Source organism: Mycobacterium sp. 852002-50816_SCH5313054-b (assembly GCF_001667185.1).
Classification (GTDB): Bacteria; Actinomycetota; Actinomycetes; order Mycobacteriales; family Mycobacteriaceae; genus Mycobacterium.
The window spans coordinates 1-17478 of record NZ_LZIC01000098.1 but is presented as its reverse complement, the minus strand read 5'-3'; the positions used below and the strand labels follow the sequence as shown (position 1 = coordinate 17478).

The window sequence follows — 17478 nt, the reverse complement described above, 5'->3', positions numbered from 1 at the left end:
CGGGCGGCCCGGCCGGCCGCCCGTGCGGCATCGGGCGCGGCCGCGCGGGCGGGGGACCGCCCCGCACGGGGTGCATGGGCTGGCTTCCGGTCTGGCCGCGCGGCGGCGCCGTCGGGTTGGTCCGCTCCGGCAGCGCCGACCACGCCAGGGTGGGCGGCCCGGAGTCCCGCGCCTGCCTCGGCTGGGGTGGCCGGTTGGTCTGGCCCTGCTGCGGCCCGACCGCGAAGGTCAGCCGCGGTCCCTGCGGGTTGCCGACGTTGATGCTCTGGCCGTCGTGGATGTCGATGACCGGCATCCGGTAGCCGTTGACGTAGGTTCCGTTGAGCGAGCCGTTGTCGATCGCCAGCCACCGGCCCTGGTCGAACCGCACGATCAGGTGCGCGCGGGAGATCCGCGGATCCGGAATCCGCATGTCGGCGTTGGTGTCACGCCCGACGACCACCTCGTGGCCGGCCGCGAACGAGCGTTGAGACCCGTCGTGCCGAATTGTCAGGACAGGCGGGGCGGGTCGGGTCACATAATCAAGTATCGGTCCGCGGTTCGAGTGGTCTCCATGGGACTCGCCTGTGACTTGTCTTTATTTCCGTTCGGCCACTCAAAGCTGATTCATAGCCTGCTGAGACCCGCCGCCCACCGCGATCCGGCATGATTCCAGCGTGAGGGGAGTTACGGGAGGGGACAACCATTGACCGACGGACACAAGGGGACGACCCGGCGCATTGACGTCGGGCGACGGCTACTGAGCAATCCGCGCCTGGCCCGCGAGGCCCTGCGCGCGGGCTTTGAGTCGATACCCTCGGCGACCGTCGCGCACCTGTTTCGCCGCATTCCGCCCGTCAGCTCCACCCCGAACGCCGAGCAGGCATCGGCGCCCCCCGCCGAGGTCAGCGGGTCGCGCCTCGCGCTGAGCAGCGGCGCGCCGTTTGCCGGTTACACGGTCCTGCGCCAGCTGGGCGCCGGCGGGATGGCCGAGGTCTATCTGGCTTTACACCCCCGGTTGCCGCGGCGCGACGTGATCAAGGTCCTCGCCGAGGCGGTCACCGCGGATCCGGAATTCCGGGAGAGGTTCAACCGGGAGGCCGACCTGGCGGCCACGCTGTGGCACCCGCACATCGTCGGCGTCCACGATCGCGGCGAATTCGACGGCCAGCTCTGGATTTCCATGGACTACGTCGAGGGCACCGACGCCGCCCGCCTGGTCAGGGAGCGCTATCAGGACGGGATGCCGATCGACGAGGTGTCCGCGATCGTGCAGGCCGTCGCCGGCGCGCTCGACTACGCCCACGATCGCGGCCTGCTGCACCGCGACGTCAAACCCGCCAACATCCTGCTCACCCACCCCGAGTACGGGGAGCGCCGAATCCTGTTGGCGGACTTCGGCGTCGCGCGGCACCTCGCCAACATCAGCGGTATCACCGAGACCAATGTCGCGGTGGGGACGGTGGCCTATGCCGCGCCCGAACAGCTGACGGGATCCAACATCGACGGCCGGGCCGACCAATATGCGTTGGCCGCCACGGCTTTTCATCTGCTCACCGGTGCGCCGCCGTTCCAGCACTCGAACCCGGTCGCGGTGATCAGTCAGCACTTGCACGAGGATCCACCCCGGCTCAGCGATTACCGCCCCGAGCTGGCGCACCTCGACGACGTCTTCTTCAAGGCCCTCGCCAAGCAGCCCGCGGAACGGTTCGATCGGTGCCGCGCCTTCGCCGCCGCCGTCGGCGAGGGCGTCTCCGACGCCGGGACCGAGCCGGGTGACGACACCACTTCGGTCGCGCCGCCGCGCCGGCGCGGGTCGGTGGCGGCGCTGACCCACAGGTTTTCGTCCCGGGCGCGGTGGGCGACGGCGTTGCTCTGCGCGGTGCTGATCGCGATCGCGGCGACCTGGTCGACCCTGTACTCGTTTCAGCCGGACAGCCCCCCGGCCAATGTCCCGGCCCTCGCGTCGAAACCGTCCGTGCCGGCGCCGGGCGCCGCGGCCGCCCGGCCCGGGGGGCCGACGCTCAACGGCACCTACCAGTTGACGTACGACCGCAGCAAGCAGACCACCAACGGCATTCCGATCCGGCACGACGGCCCGGCCGCCAGTTGGTGGGTGTTCCGCTCGGTGTGCACCACCGACGGATGCGCGGCGACCGGGACCCAACTCGACGACGTCAACCACCAGGTGGCCAGCACCACCGATGGCGGTCACACCTACGCGCTGCGCTTCGTCGGCGGCTATTGGCAGGGCGGGTTTCAGCAGGAGCGGGCGGGCTGCACCCAGCCCAACGGGCAAGTGCGGGCCACGCAGCAGGAAACCGTCGCGGGGTCGTTGGCGCCGCAGGCCGACGGCACGCTGCGCGGCACGGTGACCCAGACGGCCCTGTCCAATGAGTGCGGTGCGCAGGGCGCTGTGGTGCGCGTGCCCGTCATCGCAACCCGGGTCGGTGACGCGCCGCCGAACGTGCCGGTGGCCGATCCCACTCAGGTGATCAGCGCCTCGACCGCACCGCCGCACCCGGCCCCGGCCGTCCTCGGCGGGGCGTGCAGCGACGTCGACAAGCTCGGCTACGACCCCACCAACAACGAGCAGGTCGTCTGCGAGGGCAACACGTGGTCCAAGGCACCCATCACGATGGGCGTGCACGCCTCCGGTAGTTCCTGCGACCGGCCCAGCACCTCGGTGTTCGCGATGACCACCTCCAACGACGGCCACCTGCTGCAGTGCGATCCGGTGACGCGAACCTGGACGCGCCCGTCGGCATAGCGCCTTTGGTCGCGCCGGTCCAGGCCGGCGAGCGCGCGTGTCTGTACGCCGACACGCCGCGTGGCGTGGCATTCTGGGCGCGCTCGCGGACCGAGTGATGGCGCGTCAAGGCCCCACGCTGGTGCCGCCCCCGCACGTGGGCCATCACCAGCCGCCAGTGCTCGGTGTCATGGACCCTGACCCATGGAACCACGGTGAATGATCTCGATCGGGCGGAAATCGGATTGACGATCGGAGCCGGCCGAACGGCCTGCCTCCCACGAGTCACCTGTGCGAAAGCGCCACGCCCTCCGGTCCGTGGTCTCGCTAGACTTGGGCTGTAGTCGACTTCCCCTTGAGTATCGTTTCGGCCGTTGTCGGTGCCCGCCTCTACCCTGGTGGGCATGGCCTTCGCCACTGAACATCCCGTAGTCGCGCATTCGGAATACCGCGCGGTCGACGAGGTCGTGCGCGCCGGCGGCCGCTTCGAGGTCGTGAGCCCGCACGCGCCGGCCGGCGACCAGCCCGCGGCAATCGAGGAGCTGGAGCGCCGGATCCGGGCGGGGGAGCGTGACGTGGTGCTGCTCGGCGCCACCGGCACCGGAAAGTCGGCCACCACCGCGTGGCTGATCGAGCGGCTGCAGCGCCCCACCCTGGTAATGGCGCCGAACAAGACGCTGGCCGCCCAGCTGGCCAACGAGCTGCGAGAGATGTTGCCGCACAACGCCGTCGAGTACTTCGTGTCGTACTACGACTACTACCAGCCGGAGGCCTACATCGCGCAGACCGACACCTATATCGAGAAGGACAGCTCGATCAACGACGACGTGGAGCGGCTGCGGCACTCCGCGACGTCGTCGCTGCTGTCGCGCCGCGATGTGGTGGTGGTGGCGTCGGTGTCGTGCATCTACGGCCTGGGCACCCCGCAGTCGTACCTGGACCGCTCCGTCGAGGTGCGGGTCGGGGGCGAGGTGCCGCGGGACGGCTTGTTGCGGCTGCTGGTCGACGTCCAGTACACCCGCAACGACCTGTCCTTCACCCGCGGCTCGTTCCGGGTGCGCGGCGACACCGTGGAGATCATCCCGTCCTACGAGGAGCTCGCGGTCCGCATCGAGTTCTTCGGCGACGAGGTCGAGGCGCTGTACTACCTGCACCCGCTGACCGGCGAGGTGGTCCGCCAGGTCGACTCCCTGCGGATCTTCCCCGCCACCCACTATGTGGCCGGCCCGGAGCGGATGGCGCACGCCATCTCCACCATCGAGGAGGAGCTCGCCGAGCGGCTGGCCGAATTCGAAAGCCAGGGCAAGCTTTTGGAGGCCCAGCGGCTGCGGATGCGCACCAACTATGACATCGAGATGATGCGCCAGGTCGGGTTCTGCTCGGGCATCGAGAACTACTCCCGGCACATCGACGGCCGCGGGCCGGGATCGCCGCCGGCGACGCTGCTCGACTATTTCCCGGAGGACTTCCTGATGGTCATCGACGAGTCGCACGTCACGGTGCCGCAGATCGGCGGCATGTACGAGGGCGACATGTCGCGCAAGCGCAACCTGGTCGACTACGGTTTCCGGTTGCCGTCGGCCGTCGACAACCGCCCCCTGACCTGGGAGGAGTTCGCCGACCGCATCGGTCAGACGGTGTACCTGTCGGCGACGCCCGGCCCGTACGAGCTCAGCCAGTCCGGCGGCGAGTTCGTCGAACAGGTGATTAGGCCCACGGGGCTGGTGGACCCGAAGGTGGTGGTCAAGCCCACCAAGGGCCAGATCGACGACCTGATCGGCGAGATCCGCAAGCGCGCCGACGCCGACCAGCGGGTGCTGGTGACGACGCTGACCAAGAAGATGGCCGAGGACCTCACCGACTACCTGTTGGAGATGGGCATCCGGGTGCGCTACCTGCACTCCGAGGTGGACACGCTGCGCCGGGTGGAGCTGCTGCGCCAGCTGCGGCTGGGCGAATACGACGTACTGGTCGGCATCAACCTGCTGCGCGAGGGCCTGGACCTGCCGGAGGTGTCGCTGGTGGCGATCCTCGACGCCGACAAGGAGGGCTTCCTGCGGTCGACGCGCAGCCTGATCCAGACCATCGGCCGCGCCGCGCGCAACGTGTCCGGCGAGGTGCACATGTACGCCGACAAGATGACGGACTCGATGAAGGAGGCCATCGACGAGACCGAACGGCGCCGCGCCAAGCAGGTCGCCTACAACGAGGCCAACGGCATCGACCCGCAGCCGCTGCGCAAGAAGATCGCCGACATCCTCGACCAGGTCTACCGGGAGGCCGACGACACGGAAGCGGTGGAGATCGGCGGGTCGGGCCGCAACGCGTCCCGCGGCCGGCGTGCGCAGGGCGCGCCCGGCCGCGCGGTCAGTGCCGGTGTGTTCGAGGGCCGCGATACGTCGAACATGCCCCGCGCCGAACTGGCGGACCTGATCAAGGACCTCACCGCGCAGATGATGGCCGCCGCCCGTGACCTGCAGTTCGAGCTCGCGGCGCGGTTCCGCGACGAGATCGCCGACCTCAAAAAGGAACTGCGCGGGATGGACGCCGCCGGCCTGAAGTGACGCACACCGCCAACATCGCCGGCAGCTGGCGCGAGCTGCTGGGCGCCAAGTACCTGGGCACGTCCGTCGTGCTGGCCGGTGGCGTCGCGCTGTACGCCACCAACGAGTTCCTGACCATCAGCCTGCTCCCGAACACCGTCGCCGAAATCGGCGGCAGCCGCCTCTACGCCTGGGTGACCACCCTGTACCTGGTCGGGTCGGTGGTGGCGGCGACGATGGTCAACCCGATGCTGGTGCGCATCGGGGCGCGCCCGTCGTACCTGATGGGCCTGGCCGTGTTCGGTGTCTCCAGCCTGGCCTGCGGGGCGGCGCCCAGCATGGAGGCGCTGATCGGGGCGCGCGCCCTGCAGGGCGTGGCCGGCGGGCTGCTGGCCGGCCTCGGCTATGCGGTCATCAACGCGGCGCTGCCGCGCACGCTGTGGACCCGGGCCTCCGCGCTGGTGTCGGCGATGTGGGGGGTCGCGACGGTGGTCGGCCCCGCGACCGGCGGCCTGTTCGCGCAGTTCGGGTTGTGGCGGTGGGCGTTCGTCGCGATGGCGATCCTGACGGCGCTCATGGCCGTGCTGGTTCCGGTCGCGCTGCCCGCGGGCCGGGCCGGCGCGGCCGCCGAGACACCGGTGCTGCGGGTGCCGGTGTGGTCGCTGCTGATGATCGGCGCGGCGGCCCTGGCGGTCAGCGTCGCCCAGATCCCGCACAACATCGTCGCGACCGCCGCGCTGCTCGCCGCCAGCGTTGTGCTGGCCGGATTGTTCGCGGTCGTCGACCGTCGGGCACGTGCCGCGGTGTTGCCGCGCAGCGTCTTCGGGCCCGGGCCGCTGAAGTGGATCTACGTCACGATGGGCCTGCTGATGGTCGGCGCGATGGTGGACACGTACGTGCCACTGTTCGGTCAGCGGCTGGCGCATCTGACGCCGGTGGCGGCCGGATTCCTGGGTGCGGCGCTCGCGGTCGGCTGGACGGTCTCCGAGATCGTCAGCGCGTCGCTGGAGAGCCCGCGGGCGATCGGTCGGGTGATCGCGATCGCACCGGTGGTGGTGGCGTCGGGCCTGGCGCTGGGCGCGCTCACCCAGCGCGACAACGCGTCGGCCGGGATCGTCGCGGCCTGGACCGTCGCGCTGCTGGTGGCCGGAATCGGGATCGGCATGGCCTGGCCCCATTTGTCCGTACGCGCCATGGATTCCGTCGACGACCCGACCGAGGGCGTCGCGGCGGCCGCGGCGATCAACACGGTGCAGCTCGTCTCCGGGGCGTTCGGGGCCGGAGTGGCCGGCGTCGTCGTCAACGCGACCCACGGCGGCGAGGCAATGGCTGCCCGCTGGTTGTTCGCCGTCTTCACCGCGCTGACCGCGGCCGGCGTGGTGGCTTCCTATCGCGCCACCCGCGGCGACCGCTGAACCAGGTCTGCTTCGTCGTCATCGCGTCGACTTGACGACCTGCGAGTAGTGGAATTGCCAACGCTCCACGATGCGGAACCCGAGGTAGCTGGGGAATCGATACGCGGGGGCGCGCCCGAAGGCGGTCCCCGGCGGCAGTGCTGGTCCGGCCTGGTGATCGGGCAGCGACGTGTCCCGATTGGTGATGGTCCAGATGGTCGTGCACTTGTTGATCTTGGCCGTCGTCAGCCACACCGCGACGTGGCCGTCCCACAGCCAGCCGACCTTGGGGCCGTAGGCGCCGCGTTCGACATCGACCAACGACTTGAAGGCGGCGGGCCGGGTGGCCAGCAGGGCGCGGATCGGCCCCGGCCGCCAGGGCACGGTGTTGTCCACCATCACGCAGTCCCCGGGCGACGCGTGGGAGCTGACCAGGTCGGCCACCTGGCTGTAATCCCAGCCCTCCTTGGCGTACGGCCAGCGCTGGACGAACAGGTAATTAGGCAGCGCGGCCGCGGCGAACAGCAGCACCACGGCCGCAATCGACCACGGTTTGCGCGCGATGGTCACGATGCAGACGGCCATGACGACCGCCGCCGCGGGCGCGGTGAGGATCAGGTACCGCGGAAAGTAGATCGGTTCGATGGCCGCCGAGTAGATGACGACGAGGGCGGTGGGCAGGACGATCCAGACCAGGCAAATGGTCAACAGGCCGCGGGTGTTGCCCGCCGGACCGCGCGCGCCCCTGAGCCGGGCCGCCACCGCCGCGACGATGAGGACGCCCGTGAGAATGGCGAACGGAACGCTGTGGTCGAAGTACTGCCGCAGGATGATGTCGAACGCGTAGTGCCAGCTGACGGGAAAGAGCCAGTTGACCTGGTAGACCTGGCCGTGGGCGAACACGATGAACGGCGTCACCGCGCCGACCGCGACGGCCGAGCTGACGGCCCACCGGATGACCGCAGACTTGCGGGATCCTCTCGGCGCCAGCACCGGCAGCACCGCGGCGTACACCGGCACCAACAGGATCAGGTTGAGGCTCAGCACGATCGAGAGCGCCAGCGCCGCCGCGTAGCAGACCCACGGGCGCGCCCTGTTGCGCCGGACGGCGGTGACCAGCAACACCGTCAGCCAGATGGCTGCGGCGGCCGCGAAGGCATACGAGCGCGCTTCCATGCCCGCCCACGTGGTGCGCGGCAGCATCGCGAAGACGGCGCCCGCGCACACGGCGGTGGCCCGCCCGCGGACGAACTGCTTCGTGAACACCGTGACGCCGGCGGCGGCGGCCCCGACCGCCAGGGCGCTGGGCACCCGCGACCAGAATTCGGTCGGCGGAAATATCGCGAACCAACCGTGCATGAGCAGGTAATACAGCCCGTGAACGGCGTCGATGTGGCCCAGCAGCTTCCACAGCTCGGGCAGGGTCCGGCTGGCCGAACCCGAAACCGTGGCGCCCTCGTCGAACCACAACGACGGCCTACAGGCCCAGGCGGCGCTGACGACGGCGGCGAACGCCGCAATGGCCCACGGATCGAGCCACCTGCCGCGCCGGCGCGCGGGATCGGGCTGGTCAGCGGCGCCGGCGGCGTCGGAGGCCCGCTGCTCAGCGGTGGACATGGCCATGATGCTTGTCACTGTAGGGCGCGCCGCATGAACCGGCTCACCATCAGTCCGCGGTGCCGCAACGGCGCATTGACGTTGCGGGCCGCGTCCCGCGAAAAGGTCGGGAATGCAAGGCTTTCCGCTTTGCCGTGGTCAATGGGCGGTTTCGGCTCCGGGCAAACTGTTCGTTGGCGCAGCGTGGCCCCGCAATTGACGGTCGCGCCACGCCGCGCTGACCCACTAATCAGATCCCTCTTTTTCCGGCAAACACGATACTGTCTTGGGTTGGCGGACCAACCGAAACTGGGAGGGTAAATGAGTGCCTATCGGACCGTGGTGGTCGGGACGGACGGCTCGGATTCATCGTTTCGTGCGGTGGACAAGGCAGCGCAGATTGCCGGAGACGACGCCAAGCTGATCATTGCGTCGGCGTACCTGCCGCAGCATGAGGACACCCGGGCCGCCGACGCTCTTCGGGACGAAAGCTACAAGGTGTCGGGCACCGCCCCGATTTACGCGATCCTGCAGGACGCCAAGGAGCGCGCGCACAAAGCGGGAGCCAAGAACGTGGAGGAGCGGTCGATCGTCGGCGCCCCGGTCGACGCGCTGGTCAAGCTGGCCGAGGACGAAAAGGCCGACCTGCTGGTCGTCGGCAACGTCGGCCTGAGCACGATCGCCGGCCGGCTGCTCGGCTCGGTGCCGGCCAACGTCTCACGTCGCGCCAAGGTCGACGTGCTGATCGTGCACACCACGAACTAAGCCGCGCCTACCAGCCCCGCTCGCGCCATTCGCCCAGGTGGGGGCGCTCTTCGCCGAGCACGGTGTCGTCGCCATGGCCGGGGTAGATGACGGTGGAGTCGTCGTACACGTCGAACACCCGGGCGGTGACGTCGTCGAGCAGCTGGGCGAAATCCCCCGCCTGCCACGTCTTGCCGACCCCGCCGGGGAACAGGCAGTCGCCGGTGAACAACTGCGTGACCCCGCCGGTCGCCGGCCCGTCGAGGGCCAGCGCGACCGATCCCGGCGTGTGCCCACGCAGGTGGATGACGTCGAACCGCAGCTTGCCGATGTGCAGGGTGTCGCCGCCCGCGAGCAAACGCGCGGGTTTGACCGGCAGCGGTTCGGCATCGATCTCGTTGGCGGCGGTCGGAGCGCCGGTGGCGGCGGCCACGGCCTCCAGCGCCTGCCAGTGATCGAAGTGCTGGTGGCTGGTCACGATCAGCGACAGCCTCGGCGCATAGCGCCGGATCAGGTCGATCAGGAGGTCGGCGTCGTTGGCGGCGTCGATCAGCAGCGTCTCCCCGGTCTCCGCACACGTGATCAGATAGGCATTGTTGTCCATCGGGCCCACCGACGCCTTTAGAATCGTGGCGCCGGGTAGGGTCCGGCGGGCCGCGGTACCAGGGTCGACGTGTCCGGTGTAGTTGTCGTCGGGCACAACCGGGGCAGTCATAGCGGCCACGTTACTGGTCGAACGTTGCTTGTCGGTACGGGCACATAGCATGGAATGCGCCGTGCGCAATAACCGCTGCAGCACGTGAAGGATTCGCTGATAGTTGCTGAAAGAAGGCAGCGTGGCTGACCGCCTCATCGTCAAGGGCGCCCGCGAGCACAACCTGCGGGGCGTCGACCTCGACCTGCCGCGCGAGGCGTTGATCGTGTTCACCGGGCTGTCCGGATCGGGCAAGTCGTCCCTGGCGTTCGACACCATCTTCGCCGAGGGCCAGCGCCGCTACGTCGAGTCGCTGTCGGCCTACGCCCGCCAGTTCCTGGGCCAGATGGACAAGCCGGACGTCGACTTCATCGAGGGTCTGTCCCCGGCGGTGTCGATCGACCAGAAGTCGACCAACCGCAACCCGCGGTCGACCGTCGGGACCATCACCGAGGTCTACGACTACCTGCGGCTGTTGTACGCCCGCGCGGGCAGCCCGCACTGCCCGGTCTGCGGCGAGCGGATCGCACGGCAGACGCCCCAGCAAATCGTCGACCAGGTGCTGGCGATGCCGGAGGGCACCCGCTTTCAGGTGCTCGCCCCGGTGGTGCGCACCCGCAAGGGCGAGTTCGCCGACCTCTTCGAGAAGCTCAACGCCCAGGGCTACAGCCGGGTGCGGGTGGACGGCGTGGTGCATTCGCTGACGGACCCGCCGAAGCTGAAGAAGCAGGAAAAGCACGATATCGAGGTGGTGGTCGACCGCCTCACCGTCAAGGCCAGCGCCAAGCAGCGGCTCACCGACTCGGTGGAGACCGCGCTGAAGCTGGCCGACGGCATCGTGGTGCTGGAATTCGTCGACCACGAGCACGACGCCCACAACCGCGAGCAGCGGTTCTCCGAGAAGCTGGCCTGCCCCAACGGGCACGCGCTGGCGGTCGACGACCTGGAGCCGCGGTCGTTCTCGTTCAACTCGCCCTACGGCGCCTGCCCCGAATGCACCGGCCTGGGCATCCGCAAGGAGGTCGACCCCGACCTGGTGGTGCCCGACCCGGAGCGCACGCTGGCCGAGGGCGCGGTGGCGCCGTGGTCGACGGGCCACACCGCGGAGTACTTCACCCGCATGATGGCCGGGCTCGGCGAGGAGCTGGGCTTCGACGTCGACACGCCGTGGCGCAAGCTGCCGGCCAAGGCCCGCAAGGCGATCCTGGAGGGCTCCGATCACCAGGTGCACGTGCGGTATCGCAACCGGTACGGCCGCACCCGCTCGTACTACGCCGATTTCGAGGGCGTGCTGGCGTTCCTGCAGCGCAAGATGGCGCAGACCGAGTCCGAGCAGATGAAGGAGCGGTACGAGGGCTTCATGCGCGACGTGCCCTGCCCGGTGTGCGAGGGCACCCGGCTCAAGCCGGAGATCCTGGCGGTCTCGCTGTCCGCCGGGGGGCGCGGCAAGAAGTCCATCGCCGAGGTGTGTGAGCTGTCGATCTCGGACTGCTCGGAGTTCCTGAACGCGCTCACCCTGGGGACGCGCGAGCAGGCGATCGCGGGACAGGTGCTCAAGGAAATCCAGTCGCGGCTGGGCTTTTTGCTCGACGTCGGTCTGGACTACCTGTCGCTGTCGCGCGCGGCGGCCACGCTGTCCGGCGGGGAGGCCCAACGCATCCGGCTGGCCACCCAGATCGGGTCCGGCCTGGTGGGCGTGCTCTACGTCCTCGACGAGCCGTCCATCGGCCTGCACCAGCGCGACAACCGTCGGCTCATCGAAACCCTCACCCGCCTAAGGGATTTGGGCAACACGCTGATCGTCGTCGAGCACGACGAGGACACCATCGCCCACGCCGACTGGATCGTGGACATCGGCCCGCGGGCCGGCGAGCACGGCGGCGAGATCGTGCACAGCGGAACCTACGCCGACCTGCTGGCCAACAAGGACTCGATCACCGGCGCCTACCTGTCGGGCAAGGAGAGCATCGAGATCCCCGCGATCCGCCGGCCGGTCGACCGGCGCCGGCAGGTCACCGTCGTCGGCGCCCGCGAGCACAACCTGCGCGGCATCGACGTGTCGTTCCCGCTCGGGGTGCTCACCTCGGTGACGGGCGTGTCGGGCTCCGGCAAGTCGACGCTGGTCAACGACATCCTGGCCACGGTGCTGGCCAACCGGCTCAACGGCGCCCGGCAGGTCCCGGGCCGGCACACCCGGGTCACCGGCCTGGACCACCTGGACAAGCTGGTGCGGGTCGACCAGTCGCCGATCGGTCGCACGCCGCGGTCGAATCCGGCCACCTACACCGGCGTGTTCGACAAGATCCGCACTCTGTTCGCGGCCACCACCGAGGCCAAAGTCCGTGGCTACCAACCGGGTCGGTTCTCGTTCAACGTCAAGGGCGGTCGCTGCGAGGCGTGCACGGGCGACGGCACCATCAAGATCGAGATGAACTTCCTGCCCGACGTGTACGTGCCGTGCGAGGTCTGCCACGGCGCCCGGTACAACCGGGAAACCCTGGAGGTGCACTACAAGGGCAAGACCATCTCCGAGGTGCTGGACATGTCGATCGAGGAGGCGGCGGAGTTTTTCGAGCCGATCACCGGCATTCACCGCTACCTGCGCACGCTCGTCGACGTCGGGCTGGGCTACGTCCGGCTCGGCCAGCCCGCCCCGACGCTGTCCGGTGGTGAGGCGCAGCGCGTCAAGCTGGCCGCCGAACTGCAGAAGCGCTCGACCGGGCGCACCATCTACATTCTCGACGAGCCCACCACCGGGCTGCATTTCGACGACATCCGCAAGCTGCTCAAGGTCATCAACGGCCTTGTCGACAAAGGCAATACGGTCATCGTCATCGAACACAACCTGGACGTCATCAAGACGTCGGACTGGATCGTCGACATGGGCCCGGAGGGTGGCGCCGAGGGCGGAACCGTTGTCGCCGAAGGCACTCCGGAGGACATCGCCGCGGTGCCCGAAAGCTACACCGGCAAGTTCCTCGCCGACGTCGTCGGCGCCCCCGCCCCGCCGCGGCGGGCGACCCGCCGTCGCAAAGCCAGCGCCTGAGCCGATCCGCCCGCCACGACACATAAACGTCGCACACGACACGCCGAAAAACGTTGCGACGGTTTATGTTTCGCGGCTCGCGCCGGCGGGTCGATGGCCCTGGGGCGCGTCGAGTCTGCGGTAAACGCGTCGAGACTGCGCTCAGCGCCTTGATTTCGCGAATTCCGCGCGCTGACCGCAGGCTCGATGGCTGAAGCGATCAGCGCGGCGCGATCAGCCCGCGGCGGCACCGGTTTTCGACAGCGGTGACGGGAAGCGGGGGCTGATGCGCACGCCGCCCAGCCACGAGGTGAGCTCGTCGGCACGGCGCTGCAGGGCGCGCCGTCCGTCGCGACCGGGATCCTCGAGGAGCTGAAGCCTGACGCGGGCGCCGTCGTCCTGATACCAGCCGCCCACCACGCGTCCGTTCCACCACGCGGTGGGCCCCGCGTTGCCATTGCGGTCGAACACCAGGTCGCGGTGGTCCCCGAGATACCACTCGCGGTGAAGCCAGCCCATCGTGGTGGCGTCCAGCCCGGGCAGCAGGGCGCACCACGGGGGCACCTCGGGCTCGGGATCCAGGTCGTCGGGCAACGCCCAGCCGGTGCCGCCGGCGCCGCCCTGCAGGTCGACTTCCACCGCCCCGATATCACTCAGGGCCTTGCGGGCCGCGGTCAGCGTGGTGCCCAGCCACCACTTGATGTCGGCGACGGTCGCGGGCCCGAAAGCCGCCAGCCAACGGCGGGTCAGGTCGGCCTGTGCGGCGTGGAGGGGTGGGGCCTGCACGGGCGCGCCGAGCCAGTCTCCGGTCCTGGCCCAGCGCGGCCGCGACGTGGTCCAAGCCCCGTCATTCGGCCCGCGCACGATCTCGCCCCGCGCCGAGAGCACCGTCAGCACCCGCGGGGCGAGCGGAACCTGGCCGCCCCAGCGCTTTCCGGGCGCCGGGTCGTAGCTCCCGACCAGCTCGGGCAGCGCGGCCCGCAGTTCGGTGCTGCTGGCCGGCCCGCTTTGACTGAGATGGCGCAATACCGCGGAACAGGCGCGGTCGAGCCAGCGCTCGCCGTCGGCGGCCACACCGGCCTTGCGCACATCGGCGGCCAGCCGGCGCCGTTCGTTCTCGGCGACCCGCGCGCTGGAAGCCGACTGAATCATGGGCAGGTCGTCGCTGCTGACCAGCCACAGCGTCCGTCGCATCGCCAGCTGCCTGACCGCGGCGCGTTGCCCGTACAGCTGCAGCTCGAGGTCGTCGGTCAGGAAGCCGGGGGAGCGCGCCCACAGCGACAGGTACGGGGTCGCGGGATCGGTCGCATGCAGCCCCACCAGCCCGGCGATCACCCGCGTCAGCGGCGGTGGGTCGCCCGGGGAAAGGAAATGCCTGCGCGCCAGGCGGTTACGCCGCTCGTCGATGGTGAAGCTGCGCACCTCAACGCTCGTCGGAGCGCATCGACTCGCGGATCTGCCTCAACCGATCCTCGGCCGCGCGCTCGCGCTCCTCGTACTGCTCGTCGACCGAGCGGCCCTCCGTCGTGTCGGCGTCGACCTCGGCCGCACCCTGCGCGGTCGCGTAGCGGGATTCGATTTTCTCCCTGACGGATTCGAAGGTCGGCACGCCGGCAGCGTCGTACCCGGGGTCGGGAGTCGTTGGTTCGTCGGGCATGCCGTCACGCTACTGCGCCCGGCGATCGAAATAGCGCACCATTTGCTGCCAATACACCAGGGTGAGGCACATCTGCACCGCGATCGCGATCGCAGCCGGCATGCGGCGATGACGCCAGGCGGCGACGACGGCCGGTCAGCGCGCATGCGGATGTCATCGCGCTGACGAGCATGGCCGCGTCCCGAGATCGACGGCTGATCCACAGTTCCTCGCCCAGCATCGCCCTGGTTGACCAGGCGCGTTGGTGCGCCGGCCTGCCGAAGACAAACGGGTTGGCCGCGAACCACAGCGCGAGCAACGCCGCATGGCTCCGGCGCCGCGTCCACACGGGCACCAGGATCAGCGGCGTGCTCGCCCAGCGCGTCCAGGCGCTCCACGGATTGCAGTGCCGCGCGAAGATCGCGCGCCTGAGGCGGGCGGCGGGCGAGGGTGGGGTCACGGCTTCGAGTGTGCGCGCGGGCCCGGGGTTTGGCGAAGTTTCCGGCGCCTGCCGGACAATCGATTGGGGTGGTGGCCTAAACGCCTCTTCGAAATTGCACTGGCCGAAATTCGTTGTCTTCCGGGGCCGCCGCTGACAACTTCGCGGATTTGTGGTCGCCGGAGTCGATGCGCACGGTGACAAACCAGCTAACTTCGCCGCACCCGCCGGCCGCCGCCCGGAGAAATTGGAACTAGAAGCAGCTGGCCTCGTCCGGTTAAATCATCTAAGTGAGAAGGGGTCTAGGGGCCTCGAACAGGCCTAATTGTCCCGTTCGTACCCAGCCACGCGGACGCGTACACACGTGGTTAACCGAAATGCAGCCCCCGCGGCGATCACCTGGTCCGCGGCGCGGGGAAGACCGCTGTACCGTTACAAGCAAATTTTCGTTCACAGCAGTTCAGGAATGTGGACAATGATCTCGGCTAAAGCGGCGGTGTCGTCACCACAAGCGGGGATCCATCGCGCAATTGGAGCGGTAATTTATTGCGCCGAGATAACGAAATACTTCAAGAGCGTTCGCACTAATGATCCGAGCAGCGCAGATCGGGAATGAAGGGACAACTATGGAAGCGGCTCAGCTGGCACGTAGGGCGACCGATGGCCCTTGGCTGGAGGGCAGTTGGGGATGGCGCGACGACGCGACGGGATGCCGGGTCACCGCGTCGACGCCGCAAGCGCAGCCTGAGCTATGGGAGCAATACCTGGACGGCGCGTTTCAGAGCTATCGGCGGCACGGACTGGAATCGGTGCTCGACGTCGACGCGGTTCGGGACGGCGCCGACACGGCGCTGTTCTTCGCTGCGATCGATCCGGAAGGCCGGGTCGTCGGAGGCACCCGCGTCGTGGGGCCGCTGCGGGCGCCCGAGGACTCGCACGCGCTCGACGAGTGGGACGGCAACCCCGGCGCTGCGGTGCTGCGCTACATGATCGCCAACCGCATCCCGTTCGGTGTCGTCGAGGTCAAAAGCGCCTGGGCCAATTCCCAGGAGTACGGCAGCCGCGCGCTCTCCAGGGTGTTGGCCCGCACCGCGCTACCGACGATGACGCTGATGGGTGCCCAGTTCGTCATGGCCACCGCGGCGGCCCATGTCCTGGACCAGTGGCAATCATCCGGGGGCGTGGTGGCCTCGCGGATACCGGCGGCCGCCTATCCCAATGAGAACTACCGAACCAAAGTCATGTGGTGGGATCGCCGGACCATTGCCACGCATGCCGAACCCGATCAATACAAGCTGATGTGCGCCGAGGACGCGGTCATCCTTCGTGCTTCGGCTTAACGAACGACGTGCGCTCGGCACGCCTATTGGGCTGGCATTGAGCGGAATTCGACTAGCGCGAGCGCACCGGTGAGCACTTGGCCGATGCTCCCGACGGTCTAGGGTCGAGGGGTGTCCACCACCGAGCGGCCTGTGCGCGACGTCACGGCGTTGCCCTTGGCCCCGAAAAACCCGCTTTCGTACCGCGAACGGTTGAAGGCGATCAGGGAATTCCACACCGGCACGAACAAGCTTCGCGACGCCGGCGGACCCGTCACCCGGGTCACGTTGGGACCCCGCCGGCTGATTCCGCCGATCGTGTTGGCGACCTCTCCGCAGGGGATCCGCGACATCGTCAGCGTGCGAGACGGTTCCGTCGACAAGACGAGCACGGTGGCCACCGAGCTGCGCCGGCTGCTGGGCGGCAACCTGTTCGTCCTGCCCCACACCGAGTGGTTGCCACGCCGACGAACACTGCAGCCGGTGTTCACCCGCCAGCGGGTCCGCCAGTTCGGCGGGCACATGGCCGAGGCCGCCGAAACAGTGTGTGCCACGTGGGGGGACGGCACCGAGATCGATCTCGATGCGCAGTGCCGCACGTTGACATTGCGGGCGCTGGGTCGCTCGGTGCTGGGTTTGGACCTCGATGAGCGATCCGACGCGATCGCCGAGCCGCTGCGGGTGGCCACGAGTTACGCGGTACGGCGAGCCCTGCGGCCGCTGCGCGCGCCGGAGTGGATGCCCACACCGGCGCGGCGGCGGGCCCGGGCGGCGGCTCGTGCGATTCGCGAGCTTGCCGACGAGATCCTGCAAGCGTGTCGTGCCGACGCCGACAGGGAGGCGCCGCTGGTCCACGCGCTCATCGCGGCCACCGACCCGGAAACCGGCGAGTCGTTGACCGACACCGAGATCCGCGACGAGATGATCATCTTCTTGTTCGCCGGCCACGACACGACGGCGACGACTATGACGTACGCGCTGTGGGCGCTGGGGCGCCATCCCGACGTGCAGGAGCGGGTGGCGGCCGAAGTCGCCGAGCTCGGCGACCGCCAGCTCACCCCCGACGACGTCGCGCGGCTTGATTTCACGGTCCGGGTCGAAGCGCAGCGGATCGTCCCACAGGGTCGGATCGGTCTGGACCGCCATCCTTCCGAACGCCAGCATGGTGCCGGCCTTGACGCGGTAGCCGGCGACTTCGACATCGCGCGTCGCCATCCGGGTTCCGGTCGGCCCCGGCGGGCACAACCTCAGCGCCTCCTGCAGGACCCGGACCGTGAAATCAAGCCGCGCCCGTTGGCAATACGTTCCGTTCGGCGGCGGGCCGCGCTCCTGCATCGGAGATCACTTCGCGATGCTGGAG

13 protein-coding genes and 2 pseudogenes are annotated in these 17478 nt (G+C 69.2%); 8 read left to right on the top strand and 7 right to left on the bottom strand.

Translation table 11 applies throughout. The annotated features are described in order from the left end of the window. Nucleotides 1-517, bottom strand: a 517-nt coding sequence (locus A5787_RS19395) for an FHA domain-containing protein (RefSeq protein ID WP_156764029.1), incomplete at its 3' end; no start/stop codon positions are given. 168 nt (nt 518-685) lie between these two features. On the opposite strand from A5787_RS19395, the gene A5787_RS19390 reads away from it, so the two are divergent. The 3 genes from A5787_RS19390 (at nt 686) to A5787_RS19380 (ending at nt 6686) form a co-directional block, all read left to right on the top strand. After that, nucleotides 686-2749 (top strand): serine/threonine-protein kinase, encoded by a 2064-nt coding sequence (locus tag A5787_RS19390; RefSeq protein ID WP_066969920.1) that lies wholly within the window; start codon nt 686-688, stop codon nt 2747-2749. 383 nt (nt 2750-3132) lie between these two features. Next, entirely contained in the window at nt 3133-5292 is a 2160-nt protein-coding gene (uvrB, locus tag A5787_RS19385) for an excinuclease ABC subunit UvrB (protein ID WP_066969924.1), read from the top strand. Continuing rightward, a complete protein-coding gene (locus tag A5787_RS19380) occupies nt 5289-6686 on the top strand; it encodes an MFS transporter (RefSeq protein WP_066969918.1) in 1398 nt (465 codons plus the stop codon). The genes uvrB and A5787_RS19380 overlap by 4 nt, the downstream gene beginning before the upstream one ends. 18 nt (nt 6687-6704) lie before the next feature. Here the strand turns inward: A5787_RS19380 and A5787_RS19375 are convergent, their stop codons facing one another. Further along, entirely contained in the window at nt 6705-8288 is a 1584-nt protein-coding gene (locus A5787_RS19375; RefSeq protein ID WP_066969922.1) for a hypothetical protein, read from the bottom strand. Nucleotides 8289-8582: 294 nt separating this feature from the next. On the opposite strand from A5787_RS19375, the gene A5787_RS19370 reads away from it, so the two are divergent. After that, nucleotides 8583-9026, top strand: coding sequence for a universal stress protein (locus tag A5787_RS19370; RefSeq protein WP_066969916.1), 444 nt, complete (start codon nt 8583-8585; stop codon nt 9024-9026). 7 nt (nt 9027-9033) lie between these two features. Here A5787_RS19370 and A5787_RS19365 read toward each other — a convergent pair whose 3' ends face one another. Continuing rightward, nucleotides 9034-9720, bottom strand: coding sequence for an MBL fold metallo-hydrolase (locus tag A5787_RS19365; protein ID WP_066969914.1), 687 nt, complete (start codon nt 9718-9720; stop codon nt 9034-9036). A gap of 121 nt (nt 9721-9841) precedes the next feature. Between A5787_RS19365 and uvrA the strand changes: the two genes are divergently transcribed. Continuing rightward, a complete protein-coding gene (gene uvrA / locus A5787_RS19360; RefSeq protein ID WP_066969912.1) occupies nt 9842-12745 on the top strand; it encodes an excinuclease ABC subunit UvrA in 2904 nt (967 codons plus the stop codon). 213 nt (nt 12746-12958) lie between these two features. Here the strand turns inward: uvrA and A5787_RS19355 are convergent, their stop codons facing one another. From A5787_RS19355 to A5787_RS19345, 3 genes are read right to left on the bottom strand one after another with little or no spacing between them, the layout of a single operon-like run. Continuing rightward, on the bottom strand, nt 12959-14146 hold the full coding sequence (locus tag A5787_RS19355; protein ID WP_066969910.1) for a winged helix DNA-binding domain-containing protein: 1188 nt from the start codon (nt 14144-14146) through the stop codon (nt 12959-12961). A 1-nt stretch (nt 14147) separates the two neighbouring features. Next, entirely contained in the window at nt 14148-14381 is a 234-nt protein-coding gene (locus A5787_RS19350) for a hypothetical protein (RefSeq protein WP_066969908.1), read from the bottom strand. 4 nt (nt 14382-14385) lie between these two features. Further along, complete coding sequence (locus tag A5787_RS19345; RefSeq protein WP_369829145.1) at nt 14386-14820, bottom strand: DUF6653 family protein; 435 nt, start codon at nt 14818-14820, stop codon at nt 14386-14388. A 605-nt stretch (nt 14821-15425) separates the two neighbouring features. Between A5787_RS19345 and A5787_RS19340 the strand changes: the two genes are divergently transcribed. Next, nucleotides 15426-16139, top strand: coding sequence for a hypothetical protein (locus tag A5787_RS19340; RefSeq protein WP_066969906.1), 714 nt, complete (start codon nt 15426-15428; stop codon nt 16137-16139). A 111-nt stretch (nt 16140-16250) separates the two neighbouring features. Beyond that, nucleotides 16251-17238, top strand: a pseudogene (locus tag A5787_RS19335) (cytochrome P450); the annotation flags it as partial. 26 nt (nt 17239-17264) lie between these two features. Here the strand turns inward: A5787_RS19335 and A5787_RS28530 are convergent. Then, nucleotides 17265-17363 (bottom strand): annotated as a pseudogene (locus A5787_RS28530) (hypothetical protein); the annotation flags it as partial. 28 nt (nt 17364-17391) lie between these two features. Here A5787_RS28530 and A5787_RS28525 point away from each other — a divergent pair. Next, nucleotides 17392-17478: cytochrome P450 (locus tag A5787_RS28525; protein WP_369829146.1), on the top strand; the 87-nt coding region annotated here is incomplete at its 3' end.

Bases quoted from the DNA above. Each gene is read 5' to 3' on its own strand.
- A5787_RS19365 (WP_066969914.1), bottom strand. From the start codon at position 9,720: ATGACTGCCCCGGTTGTGCCCGACGACAACTACACCGGACACGTCGAC.
- A5787_RS19350 (WP_066969908.1), bottom strand. From the start codon at position 14,381: ATGCCCGACGAACCAACGACTCCCGACCCCGGGTACGACGCTGCCGGC.
- A5787_RS19370 (WP_066969916.1), top strand. From the start codon at position 8,583: ATGAGTGCCTATCGGACCGTGGTGGTCGGGACGGACGGCTCGGATTCA.
- A5787_RS19340 (WP_066969906.1), top strand. From the start codon at position 15,426: ATGGAAGCGGCTCAGCTGGCACGTAGGGCGACCGATGGCCCTTGGCTG.
- A5787_RS19375 (WP_066969922.1), bottom strand. From the start codon at position 8,288: ATGGCCATGTCCACCGCTGAGCAGCGGGCCTCCGACGCCGCCGGCGCC.
- uvrB (WP_066969924.1), top strand. From the start codon at position 3,133: ATGGCCTTCGCCACTGAACATCCCGTAGTCGCGCATTCGGAATACCGC.